This window comes from Pseudomonas oligotrophica (assembly GCF_021726475.1).
Classification (GTDB): domain Bacteria; phylum Pseudomonadota; class Gammaproteobacteria; order Pseudomonadales; family Pseudomonadaceae; genus Stutzerimonas; species Stutzerimonas oligotrophica.
In genome coordinates, this window is sequence record NZ_JAKJRU010000001.1 from 409,568 (window position 1) to 430,670 (window position 21,103).

Here is a 21,103-nt window from a genome sequence, read left to right on the forward strand (position 1 = left end):
GCGTAGCCGGCAGGTAGCTCAGAAAGCGAAGGGCAAGACGCTGCTCGGATGCTGGCGTGCCGCGAGCAGACGATAAAACTCGCCAGGGTCCTTCACCTGCACCTCCAGCTTGCCGTCGTGGCGCTGCGCCGCGATCAGCCGCGACAGCCAGAAGCGCACGCAGGCTACGCGCAGCATCGGCTGCCAGAGCTCGGCCTCGGCCGGGGTAAATCGGCGCAGGGCTGAGTAGGCTGCCAGCAAAGGTTCGCTGCGTTCGTTGTCGATTTCACCGTTGGGGTGCGAGCACCAGTCGTTCACGCAGATCGCCAGGTCGTAGAGCATCGGCCCCGAGCAGGCGTTGTAGAAGTCGATCACGCCGCTGAGGTGGTTGCCCTCGAACAGCACGTTGTCGCGGAACAGGTCGGCGTGCAGGTTGGCGCGTGGCAGGGCGAGCAGCTTGGGGCGGCGCTCGGCGATCTCGGCCAGCGCCTCGCGCAGCAGTTCGAGCTGCTCGTCCGGCAGGCCGAGGGCGAGCATCGGGCCCTGTTCCTGCATCCAGTCCAGCCCGCGGTCGCTGGGCCGTTCGAGGACGCGTTCGGCCGTGGACAGGTGCAGGCGGGCGAGGAAGCGCCCGGCCTCGGCGCAGTGATGGGCGTTGGGCAGCGTCACGTGGCGGCCGGGCAGCCTTGGCTGCAGCAGCGCCGGCTTCTGCGCCAGCTCGCGCAGCGCCTGGCCATCGGAGGTGCGCAGCGCGTAGGGCACCGGCAGGCCGGCGCGGTGCAGCACGTCGAGCAGCTCGATGAAGAACGGCAGATCGTCCACCGGACCACGCTCGACCAGGGTCAGCACGTACTCGCCGCCTTCCAGGCTGACGAAGAAATTGCTGTTCTCGGTACCCGAGGCGATGCCCTGGAAATCCTGCAGCCGCCCGAGCCCATAGGGCGCGAGGAAGGCTTCGAGCTCGTCACGGCGCAGCGGGGTGAACACGGACATGGTGGGGTTCCTCCTGCGTGGCGCGGCTTACCAGCTGAAGATCTTCCACGAGGGGATCAGCATGTCCGGCTGGTCGGAGCGCACGAAGTTGCCGTCGTTGCCGTCGGCACGCACCAGGAAGTAGGGCTTGCCGTGCTTGGGCGTGATCTTGATGGCGTAGAGAAAACCGTTGACGCGGTATTCCTCGACGGTGCGGTCGCCTTCCTGACGAATGGTCACTTCCGGCTCGCCTTCCGGCTGCTGGGCGAGCGTTGCGAGGGGCACGCATGCCAGCAGGCCGGCCAGCATCAGGTGTTTGAAAGCGCGCATGGTAACCTTGTCCCTTTGTCGTCAGATGGTCCGTGCATTCTAGCCCCGGGCCCGCCGAAAAGGTTGATTCGCCTCATGAGCCAAGCGCCCCTCGTCCTGGTGGACGGTTCGTCCTACCTCTACCGTGCCTTCCATGCGCTGCCGCCGCTGACCACCTCCACCGGCAAGCCGACCGGCGCCGTCAAGGGTGTGCTGAACATGCTCCTGGCGCTGCGCAGGCAGTATCCGGACAGCCCCTTCGCGGTGGTCTTCGATGCCAAGGGGCCGACCTTTCGCGACGAACTCTTCGAGCACTACAAGTCGCACCGGCCACCGATGCCCGACGACCTGCGCGTGCAGATCGAGCCGCTGCACGCCGCGGTGCGCGCCCTTGGCCTGCCGCTGTTGAACGTCGAGGGCGTCGAGGCCGACGACGTGATCGGCACCCTGGCCCGGCAGTGCGCGGCGCTCGGCCGCGACGTGGTGATCTCCACCGGCGACAAGGACATGGCGCAGCTGGTCTGCCCGCATGTCACGCTGGTCAACACCATGACCGGCAGCGTCTACGACGTCGAGGGGGTGAAGGCCAAGTTTGGGGTCGACCCGGAGCTGATCATCGATTTTCTCGCGCTGATGGGCGACAAGGTCGACAACATTCCCGGCGTGCCGGGCGTGGGCGAGAAGACGGCGTGCGGGCTGCTCAACGGCATCCCGGGCGGGCTCAAGGGGCTCTACGAGAACCTCGATCAGGTCGCCGGGCTGCCGATTCGCGGCGCCAAGTCGCTGGCTGCCAAGCTGGAGGAACACCGCGAGGCGGCGTTCATGTCCTATGAACTGGCGACGATCAAGATCGACGTGCCGCTGGATGTCGAGGTGGCGGACCTGATGCCCGGGGAACCGCACCGCGAGGCGCTGATCGCGCTGTATCGCGAGCTGGAATTCAAGCAATGGCTGGACGAGCTGCTGCGCGAGGCCAAGGCGGCGGGCGAGAGCTGCGAGGTGCAGCCCGAAGGCTGTTCGATCCAGGCCGAGGCCCAGTACGAGACGTTGCTGGAGCAGGCCGATTTCGAGCGCTGGCTGGCGCGTCTGAAGGCGGCCGAGTGCTTTGCCTTCGATACCGAAACCACCAGCCTCGATGCGCAGCGCGCCGAGCTGGTCGGCGTGTCATTCGCCGTCGAGCCGGGCCAGGCGGCTTACGTGCCGCTGCGCCATTCCTACATGGGCGTGCCGCAGCAGCTCGAGCTGGATGCCGTGCTCGGCGCGCTCAAGCCGCTGCTGGAAGATCCGGCCAAGACCAAGATCTGCCAGCACGGCAAATACGACATGAACGTGCTGATGCACTACGGCATCGAGATGCGCGGCATGACCTTCGACACCATGCTCGAATCCTACGTACTGGACGCCACCGCCACCCGCCACGACATGGACAGCCTGGCGCTCAAGTACCTCGGTCGCGGCACCATCCGCTTCGAGGACATTGCCGGCAAGGGCGCCAAGCAGCTGACCTTCGACCAGATCGCCATCGAGCAGGCCGGCCCCTATGCCGCCGAGGACGCCGATGTCACCCTGCGCCTGCACCAGACCCTGCTCGGCAAGCTGGAGCAGACGCCATCGCTGCTCAGGGTGCTGACCGAGATCGAGATGCCGCTGGTGCCGGTGCTGGCGCGCATCGAGCGCAACGGTGCGCTGGTCGATGCACAGCTGCTCGGCCAGCAGAGCGTCGAGCTGGGCGACAAGCTGGTGCAGCTGGAGCGCGAGGCGTTCGAGATTGCCGGCGAGGAGTTCAACCTCGGCTCGCCCAAGCAGCTCTGCGCGATTCTCTACGACAAGCTCGGCTGCCCGGTGCTGTCCAAGACCGCCGGCGGCCAGCCGTCCACCGCCGAGAGCGTGCTGGCCGAACTGGCCGAGCAGGATTACCCGCTGCCCAAGGTGATCATGCAGCACCGCAGCCTGAGCAAGCTCAAGGGCACCTACACCGACAAGCTGCCGCAGCAGATCAACCCGCGCACCGGGCGCATCCACACCAGCTACCACCAGGCGGTGACCGCCACCGGCCGGCTGTCCTCGAGCGACCCGAACCTGCAGAACATCCCGATCCGCACCGCCGAGGGGCGGCGCATTCGCCAGGCCTTCGTCGCGGCGCCCGGCTACCGGCTGCTGGCGGCGGACTACTCGCAGATCGAATTGCGCATCATGGCCCACCTGGCGCAGGATGCCGGGCTGCTGCATGCCTTCCAGAACAACCTGGACGTGCACCGCGCCACTGCCGCGGAGGTGTTCGGCGTGCCGCTGGAGCAGGTCAGCAGCGACCAGCGGCGCAGCGCCAAGGCGATCAACTTCGGCCTGATCTACGGCATGAGCGCTTTCGGCCTGGCCAAGCAGATCGGCGTCGGCCGCAAGGAGGCGCAGGAGTACATCGACCGCTATTTCGCCCGCTACCCCGGTGTGCTCGCCTACATGGAACGCACCCGCGCTCAGGCCGCCGAGCAGGGCTTCGTCGAGACGCTGTTCGGCCGTCGCCTGTACCTGCCGGAGATCCATTCGAAGAACGGCGCAATGCGCAAGGCAGCCGAGCGCACCGCGATCAACGCGCCGATGCAGGGCACCGCCGCGGACATCATCAAGCGCGCGATGATTGCCGTGGACGCCTGGCTGCAGGCCTCGAACCTGGATGCGCGGATCATCCTGCAGGTGCACGACGAACTCGTGCTGGAGGTCCGCGAGGATCAGGTCGAGACGCTGCGCGAGCGCATCTGCCCGTTGATGAGCGAGGCGGCCAGGCTGGACGTGCCGCTGCTGGTCGAGGCCGGCGTCGGCGCCAACTGGGACGAGGCGCACTGACCGCAGCGCCGCCGGCGCAGGGCGTCGGCAGATATTTTTTCGCCGCCGTTGAACTTTGCACAACGGCGGCAGGTCAGAGTTTGCGAAGGGTGTGAAAGCTCTTCGATGCTCCTTGTTGTGTTAAGTGTTGGCAGATCTCTGGACCCCGCCCTAGCGGTCCGGATTCGACCTCGAACTTCCCCCTCCCCCAATGAAGTTCGAGGTTTTTTTTGCCTGCAGAAAAGCCAGCGCCGGCGGGCAAGGGCATCGCCGGTCGTCCTGCTGCGCAGGTTCTTGCCAGCTTTGGCGGAAGCCGCGCGTACGGCTGGCGCACATGCGAGAGCGGTCACGAAACGGCTTTTTTCAGCCGCACAAACCTCGACCGGTACGCTCCTTCCGACTTGTTCCGCCGTAAAAAGCTGGCCGCTTACCGCTCAACGGACTGACGGAGGGACAAGGAATGTTCAACCCGGCCAACCACACCCATTTCAGCCTGCGGCTGCCGGTCGAGCACGACCTGCAGGTGCTCGAATTCCACGGCCGCGAGGCGCTCTCTACGCCCTTCGCCTTCGAGGTCGAGCTGGTCAGCGAACGCCCCGACCTGGACTTGGAGTCGCTGCTGCACCAGCCGGCCTTTCTCGCCTTCGCCCCGGATGGGGCCGGCATTCACGGGCAGGTGCAGCGCATCGCCCAGGGTGAGTCCGGCCGGCGCCTGACCCGCTATCGGCTGACCCTGGTGCCGCAGCTCGCCTACCTCGCCCACCGCAGCAACCAGCGCATCTTCCAGCACCTCAGCGTGCCGCAGATCGTCGCCCGGGTGCTGGAGGAGCACGGCATCCTCGCCGGCGTCGGCCATCGCTTCGAGCTCGGCCCGGTGGTCTATCCCGCACGCGAGTACTGCGTGCAGTACGGCGAGAGCGACCTGCATTTCATCCAGCGCCTCTGCGAAGAGGAAGGCATCCACTATCACTTCCAGCACAGCGCCGACGGCCATGTACTGGTGTTTGGCGACGACCAGACGGTGTTCCCCACGCTGGCGCCGGTGCCTTACCAGCAGGACTCCGGGCTGGTCGCCGATCAGCCGGTGATCAAGCGCTTCGGCCTGCGGCTGGAGACTCGCACCAGCCGCGTGACGCGTCGGGATTACGACTTCGAGAAGCCGCGGCTGACCCTGGAAGCGACCTTCCAGACCGAGTTCCAGCCGGATCTCGAGGACTACGACTACCCCGGCCGCTTCATCGACCGCAGCCGCGGCAAGCACCTGGCCCAGCGCGCGCTGGAGCGCCATCGCCACGACTACCAGCGGGCCGAGGGCCAGAGCGACCAGCCGCGACTGGCGAGCGGCCATTTCCTCGAGCTGAACGACCATCCGCGCGCCGAATGGAACCGGCTCTGGCTGCTCGACGAGGTGATCCACGAGGGCAAGCAGCCGCAGGTCTTGGAGGAATCCGTCAGCAGTGACCGCCGGCCCCCGGACGGCTTCGGCCAGGGCTACCGCAACCGCTTCAGCGCCACGCCCTGGGACGCCCCGTTCCGCCCCGCGCTCAAGCACCCCAAGCCCAGGGTGCTCGGCAGCCAGACCGCCGTGGTCACCGGCCCCGCCGGCGAAGAGATCCACTGCGACGAATACGGCCGGGTGAAGGTCCAGTTCCACTGGGATCGTCACGGCCAGGCCGACGACAAGACCAGCTGCTGGCTGCGCGTCAGCTCCAGCTGGGCTGGCGACCGCTATGGCGGCCTCGCGATCCCGCGGGTCGGCATGGAAGTGCTGGTCACCTTCCTCGAAGGCGACCCCGACCAGCCGCTGGTGACCGGCTGCCTGTACCACAAGGAACATCAGGTCCCCTACGACCTGCCGGCGCACAAGACCCGCACGCTGTTCAAGACCCTGAGCAGCCCGGGCGGTGGGGGCTACAACGAACTGCGCATCGAGGACCGCCTGGGCGCCGAGCAAATTTATATCCACGCCCAGCGCGACTGGGACGAGAACATCGAGCACGACCAGAAGATCCGCGTCGGCCACGAGCGCCACGACACGGTGGAAGCCAACAGCTACAGCGAGTTCAGGGCCGAGGAACACCGCACCACCCACGCCGATCGCAAGACCGAAATCCGCGCCAATGATCACCTCACCGTCGGCAACAGCCAGCACCTGAAGATCGGCAGCGGGCAGTTCGTCGAAGCCGGCAACGAAATTCACCTCTCAAGCGGCCTCAAAGTCGTCCTTGAAGCGGGCAGCGAACTGACCTTTAAGGCCGCGAGCAGCTTTATCAAGCTGGATGCAGGCGGCATCACGATGGTCGGGCCGCTGATCAAGATGAACTCAGGAGGGAGCCCGGGAAAAGGATCAGGCGCGGCGCCGATATTGCCTGGCGAGGTGAAGGCCGCGAACACGGATAAGGCGGGCGAGCTGCTGGTACCTGCTCAGCGGCAGGCGCTGTTACGAGCGACGCCACGGTGCGAAATCTGCGAGAGAGCCAAACAGGAAGCCGAAGCATGAGCCGCGACTTCCTGCTCGTGGATGGAGTGCTTCGTCAGGACGCCATGCAATGGCTTTATGGCGCAGGTGAGTCTATTGAGGTCATTCCTCTCTACAACGGCACCCGCTGGGATGGCGTCAAAGAACTCGGACCAATTCTGGTTGCGCTGGACAGCCATTCGTCCTTGCTGGGTGAATGGCGAAGCAGCCTCAACCTTCAGCGCCAGGCCAGCAAACTACAAAGTTCGGCAACGCCGAACGATGTCGCCGATCACCTGAGCCAGTTCATTACCATTACGGACAATTTAGGCAGCTACAGCCTCTTCCGTTTCGCTGATCCGCTGGTGAGCTCGTACTGGCTGGGCAGCTATTCCCCATCTGCTTATGAAAGCCTTCTGGGTCCCATAAGCGAATGGCTCGTATCCCTACCGCCGCCCAGCTGGGCTCCCTCGCATGCAGTCGAATGGCAGTCATATCGCTCGCAGCCCAATAGCCCCAGGTTGGAGGGCAAGTTCAACCATCTCGCCGATGACCAGGTTCAGGCGCTCGAACAGGCTTATCGGCGCAGCTTCAAGGAAAGGCTATACAACTGGATCATCGCAGATTATCCACAAACCCTCTCAGGGTTTGGCGAACAGGAACGAGGCCAATGGCTGGAACAACGCCTACTTGACGCCGAGGCCTGGGGACTGGCCAACGAGCGGAGCATGGCGATCTGGCTCGAGCGCTGCGCCTGCTGGGGCGACGACTTCGCTACACGCTCCGATAGCCCCTACCAGGCTTGGTTAGCCAAGACACCAGATGCCCAGACACTAGCGCCAGATCGGCGTATTCAAATCCTGGATGAAGACTGCCTTGCCGGCTAAAGGAACGGATTTCCATGAGCGCGACGACCTCGGACAAAACCCTGCAACAAGCCAAACGCAATCAGGCGTTTGAAAACAAGCCGGCTACTGCGAATGGTCAGTGCCCGCTGAAAGCGGGTGAAATTGCCATCCACCCCGTTCGCTATGCGATAGACGAGTCACCAGCGCGCGGCAGCGCCCAAGGCCCAAACCCGTTACCCAACGGCTGGAACGCCGGCCATCTACCGAAGCTCAAGACGCGCAGCTATACCCTGCGCCAACTCCGAGATGGCTGGCTGTACGTGTGGGATGAAACGGATCGCACGCTTCACGAGTACCAGGTTGAGGGCCACCAATTTACTCGCCACAAGTGGGGCAGTGCGCAACTGGGCGAGGATGAACGAAACAACCCTGGTGACAGCAAACCCTACCTGCTGTATCCGAAACGCAGCCGCCTGCTAATCGCTTACTCTCCCGTGCAGTGGACCTGGCGTCTATGCGAAAAAATGCGCAGCAACCCTCAGGAGCAAAGGCGCTGGATGCGCGCATTGAACCTGCCGCAATACTGCACCCAGATGCAGGCAGCACATGCCGCGCCTATCCGCGAAATAGGCAGCGCGGTCGCCGATATCCTGGCAGGAGGAGAAGCTCCGACCTTCAAGAGTTGCCTGGTGGCGGCGAACAAAGACGATTCGTCCCGCCCCTGCAAGCAGCCAATCGACCAGGCCCTCATACTCGGCAGCGTACCCGATCAGGACAGCGCCCTCTTCGTTGCTCTGGACGATCCCATGGCCATCATCGATGACCTGGCCATGAATCTGCAGGGCCGCTGGCTGGAACTGGCAGCAGCAGACAAACGCCACGCCAACAAGATCAATAGCGCTACGGTCATTCAAGGGCTTTGCGGCGTCAAACTAGACCCCTTCATTCCCAAGTCGGTGCTAGCCAACCCGAGCCGCAAACAAGCCTTCATCAAGGATGCTCACAACCTGCTCGATAGCGAAGCGCAGCTACTCAATCACGCAGGCAGTGACGCGACCCTGACACTCAAATCGCTGCAAGTGCAGCGGGCTCAACAGCAATTTCGCACGAATTGGGGCAACCCTCCGTCGGGGCCTAAATGGCGCGCATTGGTAGAAGAATGGCAGCAGAAAAAGACCTGGCGCGAGGACGTTCGCTTCGATGAGGCCTGGAGTTATCTGCAAGAGCGCGCCGATGAAATGGAACGCCTCAATGCCCACATCCAACGCAGCGAAACCGACCTGCTCGCCTGGCTGAAAAGCCTCAGCCCGAAAGCAGAAGAGGTTTTCTATGACCGCTGCCACCCGCAGCAATCGACCGATCTGCTGGACACCATGGCCAACCTGTACGAGCAATTGGGTGCGAGCGACACGGGCAAGCAATGGCTCTGCGAGCAGTACGGCGAACCCACTACGCTGGCAGGCCTGGCGCTGTTCAATTTCAGCGCCGAGCTTTCCGCCTTGATCGACAAAATCTCCACCAATTTCACCACCTACGGCACCATCGACAACCAGGGACGTCAGGCCGACGGCAGCGGCCAGGCCCACGGCGGGCTCTCCGACACCACCAGCGAAGTCAGCCGAGCCAACGAGGTGAAATCGGTACTCGACCTGCCGAGCGTACAAGCCAGCAACCTGTACAAGAGCCTTTCCGAGCCAGGCAAGCGCGCTTTCGAGACCTTGCGCAGCGTAGTAGGGCAAAAAGCCAAGGACAGCTGGAACCTGATGGCCTTTGTTCTGCTCCCTGCCTTGAGCACGAAATTTGCGCCCAAGATTCGAATCTTTGCCTTCAGCGTCACTCAGGTCTTGGTCTCTACGGAAATTTCCACGCAGACGCGTTTGATTCTGGATTCCGAGTTCGCGAAGAAGAACCGTCAATGGCAGATGCAGGTTGCCCAGCTCGAGAAGTACATCAAGGGCCTGCAACGCACTCTTGCTCTACCCGGCAAAGGCCCCGACAAACGCTCGGCCCGCATACAGTTGCTCGGGCTGGAACAAAAGCGCGAGACGCTGAACCTGCAAAGGCCTAACGAAGTAATCGGCAGCGTCGCCACCGGAACGAAGATCAGCAACGTACAAACCCGCCAAGTGAACGCATGGCTCGCGACACTGGGCCAGTCAGAGCTGCTCGAGCAGTTGCAGCTCAAAGCAAAGAGCGCGACAGGCTACGCAGCCCGCAGCCGTCAGTGGATCAATCAGGAGCTTGGCGGCAGCTTGCCCGTACTGGTTGCAGGGCTGAATGTCTGGAACTTCATCAATAGCCTGGACAAGGCACGCAATGACAGCATGTTCAGCGACGATGAGCTGCGCACGGTCGGAGCCAATGCCGCCTACACCGCCAACGCATTGATGGCGCTCTGGACGGTACCAGCGTGGAACAAATGGGCAAGCCTAAGGGCCGTAGTGAACGAAAAGACCGTTCAACTTGCTCAGGTTGGAGTAAAAGCTTGGGGCATTAACACTCAATATGGACGTCTCGCACGAAGTCTCGCTCTTCGTACTGCAGGCATGGCCGCATTCGGCGCTATCGCTGCGGGGGTGGAGGCCTGGCAGGTTTCCAAAGATGTTGGCAACGCAACCAGCCCTGAAGAGAAATATGCTCAAAGCACAAAACTGGTTGCATTGATATTTATGTCGTCAGTAACTGGCGTCCAACTAGTTGGCAGTGCTTTGGGCTTCTGGTTCGGTTTTGCCTGGGTCATGTCCAACCCGGTGACCATCATCATCGCGTTACTTGGCGTGATCTACCTGATCGCCAGCATGATCGCCAATCAATACAAGCGCGAGGGTCTACGGCTCTGGCTGTATCGCAGCAGTTGGGGTAAATCCCCCACCTGGACGCACAGTGACGAAGATCATAAGGAGGAACTGCGCACCCTAAAGGAAATCTGCCTGCGCCCCAGCTTGGCGGTTCGCGGCTCCACCCTGCCTTACTATGGGCGTGGTCCACGCATCTATACCGGTTTCTGGCTACAGCTCCTGCTACCGTCCGAACTGGCGGGAACAACCGTAAAACTGCAACCGGCCATGGTCGACAGCGGCTGGTTTTCCGATAGCCTGAAGCGAGGCATGGCAGACAAATTCTACGACCAGCTCCTCGAAGGGCACTGGGCGCCCATTGACCAATTTGGTCAACCGCCCGCACATCGTCCCAGCGGGCCGCTGCCAGGCGACACCCTCTACCCCGAGGGCACACAGCACCGCCTCTGGCAAACCTGGATTGCTTACCAGCGTCCTCCCGTGCTGGAGCTGGAAGTTCGCTATCCGGAGCAGATTCTGGAAAGCGCCAACGGCCGAGGTTATATGTTCCGCGTGGATATAGGTACCTCGTCTTCCGAGGCTGACCTGAAAAGCGATGCTTTCAGCAAAGAACCCAGTACAGATATGGTTCTCTCTTCACAAGGTACCCACCTGCTCCCCTTGCAGGTGCCACATACGAGTGAGTGATTGCCTATGAGCAGTACCTTGAACAGATTTATCCAGTGTCTCCCCTGGAACCAACCCATCGAACTTCCAGACCACCACCAATGGAAGCACGCTAACCAACATGCGTTGCTAGAGTGGGAAATAAAGGCGAGGCCTTATAATACAAAAATTGCCAATGGGATGTTTGCCTTCCTATTATGCATAACTCTAATCTTTAGTTACTTTTTGCTCTATAAAAATGCAGGCTTCAATCTAACTGAAACTGCTTTCATTGCGGTGCCAGGTTTTTTCCTTTTCTTCTTGGCTTTACATGGTACAACGCATCAAAAAACAAAATTCGCTTATCGCCTGACCGAAACAGGGATAGAGGTCTGCGAGTGGAACGCGCCAGGTAAAGGCTGGTTGATCGCCTTGAAATGGCTGACGGTTATTGCCTCTATCGCCGTTATATTCGTTGTTGCACTTGATCCATCGGCCTTTTGGGTGGCACTCGCTGGGCCTGGTGGTATGGGGCTGCTTTATTTGGGGCTGGCTAACTCCAGCAAATTCCAAGAAATGCACGCCGAGTATCATCATCGTGGCCATGAGTGGGAAAGGTATAAAAAAATCTCTATCCATACAGGTCGCCCAGTCATAGGGCTGCAGTTCGATTACTTCAACACACATCTCCAAACTATGGACAAAGGCATTCTGTTCTTATTCTGCAAAAAGCAACAGTTAGCAACCGCTCTACGAGAAATATCTCGAAAGCGACCTGATCTGAAACCGATCAATGAACCATTTGACATCTACTAATGTACTCTAGTCGCGACTGCAGCAGAGGCAGAACGGAATTTACAAAGGTACGAATACTCCATCTGGGTAAGCGCCAAAAGCGAGTAATGATTGCTTTTTGGCAGGACCTCTAACAAACTTGCCCGGGATCTTCCTTGGAACCAACTAATTAGGCTTTTAGGCTACTATCAGTGGGGCACGCAAATGAAGATAAAATGCTTGAATGGAGAGTTAAGGCAAGGCCTTATATAGTGGTCGCGAATGGTATCTTTTGGTGCATGATGGTCGTCGCGCCAGGTGCCTGTTATTTGATGTTTTTCAAGAGCGCCAGGTCTCCTTTGTTCGAAAACTTATCTTGGGATGCATTGTTTATAGCTGTTATCTTTTTTGCATCAGTATGCGGGTTGGCCGTTTATGTTTCTCGGGCAAGCGAAATTTCGAGTAACACGTTAGTCTCATCCGGAAACGGCTAAAAGGGATGCCCCTGAAAGAAGAACTACTTTAGTGCTGCAATTCTAGTTTCCGAATTCAAAACTTCTGTTTTTCTTCACGCACTCACGATCATCCTTTGCAGTCGCCAAATACTAGGGGCGCTGGTTTATAGAATCTTCCGCCTCCGCTGAATGCAGAGATTGGTCGGTCGTTGGCCTCAACTTGTCACCCGGCGGCCCGGCGATACGATTGATCGATCCGGCGCGTGGGCCCGATATGGAGGTGTAAGCAGGCATCGGCAGATCGGCCTCACGGCAACTCCAACCCACCCCCAGCCTTGTGCAACCTACGCAGACGCTCGCCGATCTGGGCCAGGTTCACTTCGATCGCTTCGAGCTCCGCCCGTCGCTCATCGCCCAGCAGCAGGCGGACTTCCCGGTCGAGTTCTTCGCTCAGCTGGTTCAGCCGTAGCTGACGTTCTTCGCTCTCGCGTTCCAGCCGGGTCCATTCGCTGGCCTGGGGCAGGCCGTAGCCGCGGCCGTCGAGCAGTTCGGCAGGGCGGCTGAGGTAGCCGCTGCTGGCGAGAATGGCCTTCAGCGCGCCGTCGGCACGGTCGATGCTGGCGTCCTGGCCGCGGCCGCTGAGGTAGCGGTTCTTCAGCTCGTCCTGGGCCAGCAGCAGGTGGCGACGCAGGGCGGCCTGTTCCACCAGCAGCATCGCGGCTGCGGCGCGCAGGTCGGCTGGCTCGATCCAGTGGCTGCGCTCGCGTGCCGGCAGCGCCAGCCATTGTTCGACGTCCTGCTGCGGTAGCGCCAGGCGCTCGCGCAGCACGGCGAACATGGCCTGGTAGCGGTCGCGGTAGGAGTCGAAGCGATAACCCAGGCGCAGGGCCTCGCGCGGGTCATCCAGCACGCTGGCGTCGGCCAGGCCGCGGTGGATCAGCAGCTCCAGCAGTCCGTTGGGCAGGATGCTGTCCAGTGCGACCAGCTCGCTACGTGCCGTGCCGCTGCGCAGCAGCTTGAGGGTTTCCACCGCGCAGTTGTTCGACAGGAAGTAGTAGTCGCCGTCATAGCTCCAGTGCAGTTCGGCGCTGCGCGCGACCAGCTGGGCGATCTGCCCGCGGGTGAGCTTGAGCGGCACCGAGGCCAGGCTGCGCAGCTCGACCTTGGTGTACTCCTCGATGACCTGATCCAGCGGCAGGACGAACAGGCGCGACGGATAGACGCCGGTCAGGCCGTCCCAGCTCGACAGCTGCACGTCGTCGACGAAGGCGCGGAACGACAGCACCAGGTGTTGATCCAGGTCCAGCCGGCAATCCGGTCCGGGCGCGCGGCCCGGCTTGCAGATCACCAGGCGCAGCATGCTGTGGCCCCAGCGGCTGACCCAGGCGTCGTTGGCCTCGGCGAACAGGTAATCGACCTCGTAGACTCGCTCCGGGTCCAGGCGCAGCAGGGGGGTGCGGCCGAAGTCGCGGCCGGCGTTGAGGATCGGATAGCCCGCCTCGCAGGGCTGGACGTGGGCCGGCTGCCAATCGAAGTGCTCACGGAAATAGGCGTGCAGCGAGGGGCGGCGGCAGGCATAGCCCGGGTCGAGCAGGAAGTATTCGAGGTTCACTGCGACGAACTCGCGGGGGTTGCTCAGCTCGTAGCGGTCGGGGCTGCGGGCGATCTGCGCATTGGCCGGCTCGCGGGCGCCGCGCCGGCCAACGCGCTGGGGCCAGCCGGCGAGGTCGAGCAGGCGCGGGTCGTCGCTGAGCGTGAAGCGCCGCGCGGTCTGCCCACGGCAGCGGTCGCGCAGCCCGACGAGGCCGAGGCCGGCGGACTGCTGGCGGCAGCGGGCCTGCTCCAGCGCCTGGTCGGTGGGCCACAGGCGGGCGCGATCATACAGATGGGCGACTTCGTGGAGGACGGTGGCCAGCAGCTCCTGGCGTACCGTGCCGTGCGGCCGGTCGGTGGCCTGGTGTGCGGCGCTGCCATCGGCCAGCGACGGCAGCAGGCGACGGTTGAGTTCGAGCACGTCCGGCCCGGCGCGACCATAGGTTGCCGTGGGCAGGCCGTCGAGCCAGCGTACCCGGACCTGGCGGTCGAGGCTGGCGACCAGCCGCGGTGGCAGCGCGGCGACGGCGTCCTCGAGCAGCTTGTTGCTGGCGCTGCGCTCGGCCGGGCGCAGGTCGGCTTCGTCGAGGCTCAGCCGCAGCCCGGCCTGGGCAGCGCTGCCGGCGAGCGCCAGCAGGCTGGCCAACAGCCAGGCGCCGACGCGTCTCACAGCGCGAGAATGGCTTCGGCCAGCTGCAGGTCGCTGGCCCCGCGCGCTTCGGCGAAGCGCTCGCGCAGGCTGCCAAGGGCGGCCTCCAGCTGGGCTCCGCGGACCGCGCCGCCGCTGGCGACGAAGCTGGCCGCATCGTCGCGCGCCTCGCTGACCACTTTCATGTCGCGGATCGAGGTGGTGGTGTCGGAGGTGAAGTCGAGGCTGCGGTCCAGCGCGCGGACGACGATGTTGCTGGTGGCCACCAGCGTCTGTGCCTGGGCGCTGCCGGCGAGCAGGGCGAGGGCGAGGGGAGCGGCGAGCAGGAATCGGTTCATCGGAAGATCTCGAGAGAGGCGGCGGGTCGGGACCGACCGCGGGTCATTGGACGAGTATGGCCTGGGCCAGTTCCAGGTCACTGGCGAGCAGGCCGGGCTGGGCCCGGCGCAGCTGTGCCAGGGCGGCCTCGAGCCAGGCACCTGGATGCCGGCCAGCACTGGCGACGAAGCGGGCGGCGTCATCGCGGGCGGCGAGCAGGAGCTTGTTGTCGAAGGGAGCACTGGTCAGGCGGCTGCTGACGAAACTGGTCTTGGCCAGGGCGCCAGTGGTGGTTTCCAGCGCCTGGGCCGGGCCGGCCAACAGGCAGGCGGCGATGGCGAGCAGGTGAAGCGAGCGCATGGTACTTCCGGTACTGAACAATCCGGGCGCAAAGGCTAGCGAAACCTGCAGGCCACGGCCAGCCTGCGGGTGCCGGCGCGCGGCGGCTCAGCGTGCGAGGATCGCCTCGGCCAGCTCCAGGTCGCTGCCGGAAAGGTCCCGCGCCTGGCTGCGGATATGCGCCAGCGCAGCCTCGAGGCGGGCGCCGCGCTGCTCGCCGGCCGTGGCGATGAAGCGCGCGGCGTCTTCGCGGGCCTCGACCACCAGCTTGTCGTCGCGCAGCGAGGAGGTCATGTCCGAGGTGGCATCCACGGTGTTGGTCAGCCCGCCGGCCACCATGTCCGTGGTTCCGGTGAAGCTGGCTGCCGAGGCGGTGCCGGTGGCCAGCAGGGTGGCAGCGAAAAGCGAGATCAGGTAGCGGGGCATCGACGTTTCTCCTCTGTCGTACGGCTCTGGACCACCGCGGCCGCACGGCGTTCCGTTCGCGCCAGCATAGTCGCGCGGCGGACTGCCCGGAAAGGCCCGGCCTAGCGCCAGAACGGCTTGTCCAGCTCGGCGCGGCGCGCGGCCGGGCTGATGCCAGTGTCGGCCAGTTGGTGCGCGTCCAGCGCGGCCAGTTGGTGGCGGGTGCGGCTGCGTTGCTGCCACAGGCGCAGCAGGGCGAGCAGCGCGTGCAGGCGCTCGTGCACCGGGCGGGCGGTGCGCAGACGGGGCAGGGTGCGTTGCATGATGCCGCTCCTTCCCGCGCGCGGCGGGGGCTGATTCGGAGCGTACAGGGTGGCGCTGGCGCGGCCGGCGCAACAGCCACAGGGGCGGCCGATTGTATCGGTACAGGAGCAGCGGCCGGGGCAACTGTATGGCTCCCGGCGCCGGCAACTGTTCGCGCGCTCAGCTGCCGAGCAGAGCACTGACCGTGAGCAGGCCGCCACCGCTCAGCAGGCCGAACAGACCCAGGGCCAGCAGGAACGGCCGCAGGCCCAGCTCGGCCAGGCGCGCCAGGCGGGTTTCGTAGCCCAGCGCCGCCATGGCCATGGTCATGCCCAGCTGGCCGGCGACGATCAGCGCGCGATGCAGGGCGGGCGGCAGTTCGGCCAGGCTGTTGAGCGCGACCATCGCTAGGAAGCCCAGGGCGAACCAGGGGATGGTCAGGCGCCCGGCCGGACTGTCGGCCTCGCCGCGTGCGCGCCAGCAGCGGCCGACGATCAGCAGGAAGGGCACCAGCAGCATCACCCGTACCAGCTTGACGATCAGGGCGTTGTCCAGCGCGGCGGGGCCGACCGCATCGCCCGCGGCGACCACCTGGGCCACCTCGTGCACGGTGGCGCCGATGTAGATGCCGAACAGGCCTTCGTCCAGCCCGCTCAACGGGTACAGCGCGGGATAGCCGAGCATCGCCAGGCTGCCGAACAGCACCACCGTGGCCACTGCCATGGCGGTCGCCGCCGGGCGTGCACGGATGGTCGACTCGGTGGCCAGCACCGCGGCGGCGCCGCAGATGGCGCTGCCGGCGCAGGTCAGCAGGGCGGTGTCGCGGTCGAGGCCGAGCAGGCGGGTGCCGACCCGGTAGCCGACCAGCATCACCGTGCCGACCACCAGGGCATCGAGCAGCAGGATACGCGGGCCGAGCGCGGCGATCTGCTGCAGCGTCAGCGAGAGGCCGAACAGCACGATGCCGCCGCGCAGCAGCCAGCGCGTGGCGAACTGCAGGCCGGGCCGCGCCCGCGCCGCCCGGGTGCCCGCGCCAGGCAGGTTGCCGGTGAGCATCCCGAGCAGCAGGGCCCAGACCAGCGGGCCGAGGCCGATGGCGCCCATGCCGGGCAGGGCGGCGAGCAGGTAGCCGCCAGCGCCGAGCGCGCCGCAGAGCAGGAGTCCTTGCCACATCGATCGCTTACCTCGTGCTTGTGGTAGGCGCAGGCTAGGGGCAAGGTAGGGGCCTGTAAAAATGGTTATAACGATATAACTCGACGGAAAAACCGACATGCATCCCGCCGTGAGCTTTCGCCAGTTGCAGGTCTTCGTCGCCGTAGCCCGGGCCGGCACCCTGGCGGCGGCGGCCGGGCGCCTGCATCTCTCGCAATCGGCGAGCAGCGGCTCGCTGGCCGAACTGGAGCGGCGCCTGGAGGTGCCGCTGTTCGATCGCTTCGGCAAGCGCCTGCAACTGAGCGAGGCCGGGCGCCGCCTGCTGCCGCGCGCCGAGCGGCTGCTGGACGAGCTGGAGGCCTTCGTCGAGGCGGCCCGCGAGCCGGACGGCGCGCTGCACGGCGAGCTGACCCTGGTGGCCAGCGCGACCATCGGCACGCACCTGGTGCCCTCGCTGGTCGGGCGCTTCACCGAGCGCCATCCCGGTGCGGAGGTGACTACCCGGCTGCGCAACACGGGAGAAGTCATTGCCGACCTGCTGCATCTGGAGGCCGACCTCGGCCTGATCGAGGGGCCCTGCAACGATCCGCGGCTGAGCGCCGAGGTCTGGCGCGAGGACCGCATGCTGATCGTCTGCGCGCCGCAACATCGGCTGGCGGCGAGCGGCCGGCTGAGCGATGAGGATCTTGCCCGCGAGGCGTGGATTCTGCGTGAACCGGGCTCCGGCTCGCGGGCGGTGTTCGAGGCGGCGGCGCGCATGCGCGTTTCGCGGCTGCAGGTGCGCATGGCGCTGAACCAGCACGAGGCGATCAAGCAGGCGGTGCGCGCCGGGCTCGGCCTGGGCTGCCTGTCGCAGCTGTGCGTCGCCGAGGAGCTCGCCCGCGGCGAGCTGGTGGCGCTGGCCAGCGACCTGCCGCTGCGCCGCAGCTTCTCCCTGGTCTGGCATCCGCAGCGCTATCGCAGCCCGCTGTGGCAGGCGTTCAAGGTATTCCTCGGCGATGCCTGAACGGGCAAAAAGAAACCCCTCGCGGCGGCGCCGGGAGGGGTTCTTGGTGGCGGGGGGGGCGTGGCTTATTCGACGGCCTTGACCATGTCCTCGACCACCTTCTTGGCGTCGCCGAAGACCATCATGGTCTTGTCCATGTAGAACAGTTCGTTGTCCAGGCCCGCATAGCCGCTGGCCATGGAGCGCTTGTTGACGATGACCGTCTTGGCCTTGTACGCCTCGAGGATCGGCATGCCGGCGATGGGCGACTTCGGGTCGTTCTTGGCCGCCGGGTTGACCACGTCGTTGGCGCCGAGCACCAGCACCACGTCGGCCTGGCCGAACTCGGAGTTGATGTCCTCCATCTCGAAGACCTGCTCGTACGGCACCTCGGCCTCGGCCAGCAGCACGTTCATGTGCCCCGGCATGCGGCCTGCGACCGGGTGGATCGCGTACTTCACGGTCACGCCCATGTGCGTCAGCTTCTCGGCCAGTTCCATCAGCGCGTGCTGCGCGCGGGCCACCGCCAGGCCGTAGCCCGGGACGATGATCACGGTGTCGGCGTTGGTCAGCAGGAAGGCGGCATCGTCGGCCGAACCGGACTTCACGTTGCGCTCCTGCTGCGCGCCCGCCGGGCCGCCGGCATCGGCGTCGGCGCCAAAGCCGCCGAGGATCACGTTGAAGAACGAGCGGTTCATCGCCTTGCACATGATGTACGAGAGGATCGCGCCGCTCGAGCCCACCAGCGAGCCGGCGATGATCAGCATCGAGTTGTTCAGCGAGAAGCCGATCCCGGCGGCCGCCCAGCCCGAGTAGCTGTTGAGCATCGACACCACCACCGGCATGTCCGCACCGCCGATGGGGATGATGATCAGCACGCCGATGACGAAGGCCAGCGCCACCAGGATGGCGAAGGCGGTCAGGTTGCCGGTGAAGGTGTAGACCAGGCCCAGGCCGACGATCGCCAGGCCCACCGCCAGGTTGACCATGTGCTGGCCCTTGAACACTACCGGGGCGCCCTGGAACAGGCGGAACTTGTACTTGCCGGACAGCTTGCCGAAGGCGATCACCGAACCGGAGAAGGTGATGGCACCGATGGCCGCGCCGAGGAACAGCTCCAGGCGGTTACCGACGGGAATGGCGTAGCCGATCTGCTCGACGATGCCCAGCGACTGCGGCTCGACCACCGCGGCAATCGCGATGAACACCGCGGCCAGGCCGATCATGCTGTGCATGAAGGCAACCAGCTCGGGCATCTTGGTCATCTCGACGCGCTTGGCCATGACGGTGCCGACGCTGCCGCCGATCAGCAGACCGACGATCACGTAGCCGATGCCGGCGGTGGCCAGCTCGCTGCCGAGCTTGAAGATCAGGCCCACGGTGGTGAGCACCGCGATGCCCATGCCGATCATGCCGAACAGGTTGCCGCGGCGTGAGGTGGTGGGGTGGGAGAGGCCCTTCAGCGCCTGGATGAAGCACACCGAGGCGACGAGGTAGAGCAGGGTGATCAGGTTCATGCTCATGGCTTACTTGGCCTCCGCCTTGGCCGCGCTGCGGTCCTTCTTCTTGAACATTTCCAGCATGCGACGGGTGACCAGGAAGCCGCCGAACACGTTGACCGCGGCCAGCGCCACGGCGAGCGTGCCCATGGCCTTGCCCAGCGGGGTGACGGTGAGCGCGGCGGCGAGCATGGCGCCGACGATGACGATCGCCGAGATCGCGTTGGTGACCGCCATCAGCGGGGTGTGCAGGGCCGGGGTGACGTTCCAGACCACGTGGTAGCCGACGTAGATCGCCAGCACGAAGATGATCAGGTTGTAGATGCCGTCGGAAATCAGGTCCATGTCGGGGCTCCCTTAAGCGTTGGTCCGCACGACCTGGCCGTCGCGGCACATCAGGCACGCGCGGACGATGTCGTCGTCGAGATCGAGGTGGAACTGGCCGTCCTTGTCGATGACCAGCTTGAGGAAGTCGAGCAGGTTGCGGGCATAGAGCGCCGACGCATCGGCCGGCACCAGCGCCGCCAGGTTGGCGTGGCCGACCAGGGTCACGCCGTGGCGCACCACCACCTGGTCGACGACCGTCAGCGGACAGTTGCCGCCCTGGGCCGCGGCCAGGTCGATGACCACCGAGCCCGGCTTCATCTCGGCCACCGTGGCCTCGTGCAGCAGGGTCGGCGCCTTGCGCCCGGGGATCAGCGCGGTGGTGATGACGATATCGGCCTGCTTGGCCCGTTCGTGCACCGCCTTGGCCTGGCGCTCCATCCACGAGGCCGGCATCGGCCGCGCGTAGCCGCCGACACCTTCGGCGCATTCGCGCTCTTCGTCGGTCTCCAGCGGCACGTCGACGAACTTGGCGCCGAGCGACTCGATCTGCTCCTTCACCGCCGGGCGCACGTCCGAAGCCTCGACCACCGCACCCAGGCGCTTGGCCGTGGCGATGGCCTGCAGCCCGGCGACGCCGGCCCCGAGGATCAGCACGCGCGCGGCCTTCACCGTGCCGGCCGCGGTCATCAGCATCGGCATGAAGCGCGGGTAGTGGTTGGCTGCCAGCATCACCGCCTTGTAGCCGGCGATGTTGGCCTGCGAGGAGAGCACATCGAGGCTCTGCGCGCGGGACGTACGCGGCGCAGCCTCCAGGGCGAAGGCGGTGATGCCGCGGGCAGCCATGCGCGCGATGTTGGCGTTGTCGAAGGGGTTGAGCATGCCCAGCAGCACAGCACCGGCGCGCATCTGCGCCAGTTCCGCCTCGCTGGGGGCGAGCACCTTGAGCACCAGGTCCGCGGCGAAGGCCGCGGCGGCGTCGCCGATGGTCGCGCCGGCGGCTTCATAGGCGCTGTCCGGCACGCAGGCCTGCGCACCGGCACCGCTCTGCACCGTGACCCGGTGCCCTTGGCCGATCAGCTTCTTGATGGTCTCCGGGGTCGCGGCGACGCGCGTCTCCCCGGAATGGGTTTCGAGGGGTACACCGATGTGCATTGTTGTTGTTCTCCTGCGTGATCCGGTCCGGGTGGGCCGGCATGGCCGAGCCTACCCGGGCGTTCTGTCCGGCCACTGCATTGGCGGCCGGTTTTTCTGATCCGATGAACAAGTGCCGCCAGCACCCGAAGGCAGGCGGCGGCGAGGCATTCTGCAAGCGCCGAAAAAATCAAACAACTGTTTTAATATCGAATGCATCCTTGTGGATTGGTCGAAACGTGACTGTAATCCCTGTCTTGGGTCGCAAGGCCGCGCGATTACTGGGCTGCCGGCCAAGGCCCGTGCGGCCGACTTTTTCGTCCGGCCGGATCATGAATGACGCG

General features: G+C 64.6%; 17 protein-coding genes. 6 read left to right on the forward strand and 11 right to left on the reverse strand.

All coding sequences use genetic code 11. From position 1 onward, the window contains the following. Positions 1 to 18: 18 nt before the first annotated feature. Positions 19 to 972 (reverse strand): homoserine kinase, encoded by a 954-nt coding sequence (locus tag L3N39_RS01945; RefSeq protein WP_237255520.1) that lies wholly within the window; start codon positions 970 to 972, stop codon positions 19 to 21. 27 nt (positions 973 to 999) lie between these two features. After that, complete coding sequence (locus tag L3N39_RS01950; protein ID WP_237255521.1) at positions 1,000 to 1,281, reverse strand: DUF2782 domain-containing protein; 282 nt, start codon at positions 1,279 to 1,281, stop codon at positions 1,000 to 1,002. A gap of 75 nt (positions 1,282 to 1,356) precedes the next feature. Here L3N39_RS01950 and polA point away from each other — a divergent pair, with 75 nt between their 5' ends. The 5 genes from polA to L3N39_RS01975 all read left to right on the forward strand — a co-directional run bounded on the left by polA (position 1,357) and on the right by L3N39_RS01975 (position 11,645). Beyond that, the gene (polA, locus tag L3N39_RS01955) at positions 1,357 to 4,101 is read left to right on the forward strand and encodes a DNA polymerase I (RefSeq protein ID WP_237255522.1); all 2,745 of its coding nucleotides are present in this window, start codon (positions 1,357 to 1,359) and stop codon (positions 4,099 to 4,101) included. A 439-nt stretch (positions 4,102 to 4,540) separates the two neighbouring features. After that, positions 4,541 to 6,580: a type VI secretion system Vgr family protein gene (locus L3N39_RS01960; protein ID WP_237255523.1), complete on the forward strand. Its 2,040-nt coding sequence runs from the start codon at positions 4,541 to 4,543 to the stop codon at positions 6,578 to 6,580. Next, a complete protein-coding gene (locus tag L3N39_RS01965; RefSeq protein ID WP_237255524.1) occupies positions 6,577 to 7,425 on the forward strand; it encodes a DUF4123 domain-containing protein in 849 nt (282 codons plus the stop codon). The genes L3N39_RS01960 and L3N39_RS01965 overlap by 4 nt, the downstream gene beginning before the upstream one ends. A gap of 14 nt (positions 7,426 to 7,439) precedes the next feature. Next, the gene (locus L3N39_RS01970) at positions 7,440 to 10,871 is read left to right on the forward strand and encodes a T6SS effector BTH_I2691 family protein (RefSeq protein WP_237255525.1); all 3,432 of its coding nucleotides are present in this window, start codon (positions 7,440 to 7,442) and stop codon (positions 10,869 to 10,871) included. A gap of 6 nt (positions 10,872 to 10,877) precedes the next feature. Further along, a complete protein-coding gene (locus L3N39_RS01975) occupies positions 10,878 to 11,645 on the forward strand; it encodes a hypothetical protein (protein WP_237255526.1) in 768 nt (255 codons plus the stop codon). Between the two features lie 720 nt (positions 11,646 to 12,365). Here the strand turns inward: L3N39_RS01975 and L3N39_RS01980 are convergent. From L3N39_RS01980 to L3N39_RS02005, 6 genes are all read right to left on the reverse strand, one after another. Beyond that, positions 12,366 to 14,321 carry a DUF7844 domain-containing protein gene (locus L3N39_RS01980; RefSeq protein WP_237255527.1) on the reverse strand — a complete coding sequence of 652 codons (1,956 nt, stop codon included), beginning with the start codon at positions 14,319 to 14,321 and terminating at the stop codon, positions 12,366 to 12,368. Next, positions 14,318 to 14,638 (reverse strand): DUF2388 domain-containing protein, encoded by a 321-nt coding sequence (locus L3N39_RS01985; protein WP_237255528.1) that lies wholly within the window; start codon positions 14,636 to 14,638, stop codon positions 14,318 to 14,320. Before L3N39_RS01985 ends, L3N39_RS01980 begins: the two co-directional genes overlap by 4 nt. Positions 14,639 to 14,681: 43 nt before the next feature. After that, entirely contained in the window at positions 14,682 to 14,978 is a 297-nt protein-coding gene (locus L3N39_RS01990; RefSeq protein WP_237255529.1) for a DUF2388 domain-containing protein, read from the reverse strand. Between the two features lie 87 nt (positions 14,979 to 15,065). Then, positions 15,066 to 15,383: a DUF2388 domain-containing protein gene (locus L3N39_RS01995; protein WP_237255530.1), complete on the reverse strand. Its 318-nt coding sequence runs from the start codon at positions 15,381 to 15,383 to the stop codon at positions 15,066 to 15,068. Positions 15,384 to 15,484: 101 nt separating this feature from the next. Then, complete coding sequence (locus tag L3N39_RS02000; RefSeq protein ID WP_237255531.1) at positions 15,485 to 15,685, reverse strand: DUF1127 domain-containing protein; 201 nt, start codon at positions 15,683 to 15,685, stop codon at positions 15,485 to 15,487. A gap of 160 nt (positions 15,686 to 15,845) precedes the next feature. After that, positions 15,846 to 16,838, reverse strand: a complete 993-nt coding sequence (locus L3N39_RS02005) for a YeiH family protein (protein WP_237255532.1) — start codon at positions 16,836 to 16,838, stop codon at positions 15,846 to 15,848. A 97-nt stretch (positions 16,839 to 16,935) separates the two neighbouring features. Here L3N39_RS02005 and L3N39_RS02010 point away from each other — a divergent pair, with 97 nt between their 5' ends. Continuing rightward, positions 16,936 to 17,823, forward strand: coding sequence for a LysR family transcriptional regulator (locus L3N39_RS02010; RefSeq protein ID WP_237255533.1), 888 nt, complete (start codon positions 16,936 to 16,938; stop codon positions 17,821 to 17,823). A gap of 65 nt (positions 17,824 to 17,888) precedes the next feature. On the opposite strand, the gene L3N39_RS02015 is transcribed toward L3N39_RS02010, so the two are convergent. From L3N39_RS02015 to L3N39_RS02025, 3 genes are read right to left on the reverse strand one after another with little or no spacing between them, the layout of a single operon-like run. Next, positions 17,889 to 19,325, reverse strand: a complete 1,437-nt coding sequence (locus tag L3N39_RS02015; RefSeq protein ID WP_110778530.1) for an NAD(P)(+) transhydrogenase (Re/Si-specific) subunit beta — start codon at positions 19,323 to 19,325, stop codon at positions 17,889 to 17,891. A 3-nt stretch (positions 19,326 to 19,328) separates the two neighbouring features. After that, complete coding sequence (locus L3N39_RS02020) at positions 19,329 to 19,646, reverse strand: NAD(P) transhydrogenase subunit alpha part 2 (protein ID WP_037044213.1); 318 nt, start codon at positions 19,644 to 19,646, stop codon at positions 19,329 to 19,331. 12 nt (positions 19,647 to 19,658) lie between these two features. Then, positions 19,659 to 20,780, reverse strand: coding sequence for a Re/Si-specific NAD(P)(+) transhydrogenase subunit alpha (locus tag L3N39_RS02025; protein ID WP_237255534.1), 1,122 nt, complete (start codon positions 20,778 to 20,780; stop codon positions 19,659 to 19,661). Between the last annotated feature and the right edge of the window lie 323 nt (positions 20,781 to 21,103).

Coding starts and splice junctions, on each gene's coding strand:
- L3N39_RS02010 (WP_237255533.1), top strand. CDS start 16,936: ATGCATCCCGCCGTGAGCTTTCGCCAGTTGCAGGTCTTCGTCGCCGTA.
- L3N39_RS01950 (WP_237255521.1), bottom strand. CDS start 1,281: ATGCGCGCTTTCAAACACCTGATGCTGGCCGGCCTGCTGGCATGCGTG.
- polA (WP_237255522.1), top strand. CDS start 1,357: ATGAGCCAAGCGCCCCTCGTCCTGGTGGACGGTTCGTCCTACCTCTAC.
- L3N39_RS01960 (WP_237255523.1), top strand. CDS start 4,541: ATGTTCAACCCGGCCAACCACACCCATTTCAGCCTGCGGCTGCCGGTC.
- L3N39_RS02000 (WP_237255531.1), bottom strand. CDS start 15,685: ATGCAACGCACCCTGCCCCGTCTGCGCACCGCCCGCCCGGTGCACGAG.
- L3N39_RS01965 (WP_237255524.1), top strand. CDS start 6,577: ATGAGCCGCGACTTCCTGCTCGTGGATGGAGTGCTTCGTCAGGACGCC.
- L3N39_RS01975 (WP_237255526.1), top strand. CDS start 10,878: ATGAGCAGTACCTTGAACAGATTTATCCAGTGTCTCCCCTGGAACCAA.
- L3N39_RS01985 (WP_237255528.1), bottom strand. CDS start 14,638: ATGAACCGATTCCTGCTCGCCGCTCCCCTCGCCCTCGCCCTGCTCGCC.
- L3N39_RS01945 (WP_237255520.1), bottom strand. CDS start 972: ATGTCCGTGTTCACCCCGCTGCGCCGTGACGAGCTCGAAGCCTTCCTC.
- L3N39_RS01970 (WP_237255525.1), top strand. CDS start 7,440: ATGAGCGCGACGACCTCGGACAAAACCCTGCAACAAGCCAAACGCAAT.
- L3N39_RS02020 (WP_037044213.1), bottom strand. CDS start 19,646: ATGGACCTGATTTCCGACGGCATCTACAACCTGATCATCTTCGTGCTG.
- L3N39_RS01990 (WP_237255529.1), bottom strand. CDS start 14,978: ATGCGCTCGCTTCACCTGCTCGCCATCGCCGCCTGCCTGTTGGCCGGC.
- L3N39_RS02005 (WP_237255532.1), bottom strand. CDS start 16,838: ATGTGGCAAGGACTCCTGCTCTGCGGCGCGCTCGGCGCTGGCGGCTAC.
- L3N39_RS02015 (WP_110778530.1), bottom strand. CDS start 19,325: ATGAGCATGAACCTGATCACCCTGCTCTACCTCGTCGCCTCGGTGTGC.
- L3N39_RS01995 (WP_237255530.1), bottom strand. CDS start 15,383: ATGCCCCGCTACCTGATCTCGCTTTTCGCTGCCACCCTGCTGGCCACC.
- L3N39_RS02025 (WP_237255534.1), bottom strand. CDS start 20,780: ATGCACATCGGTGTACCCCTCGAAACCCATTCCGGGGAGACGCGCGTC.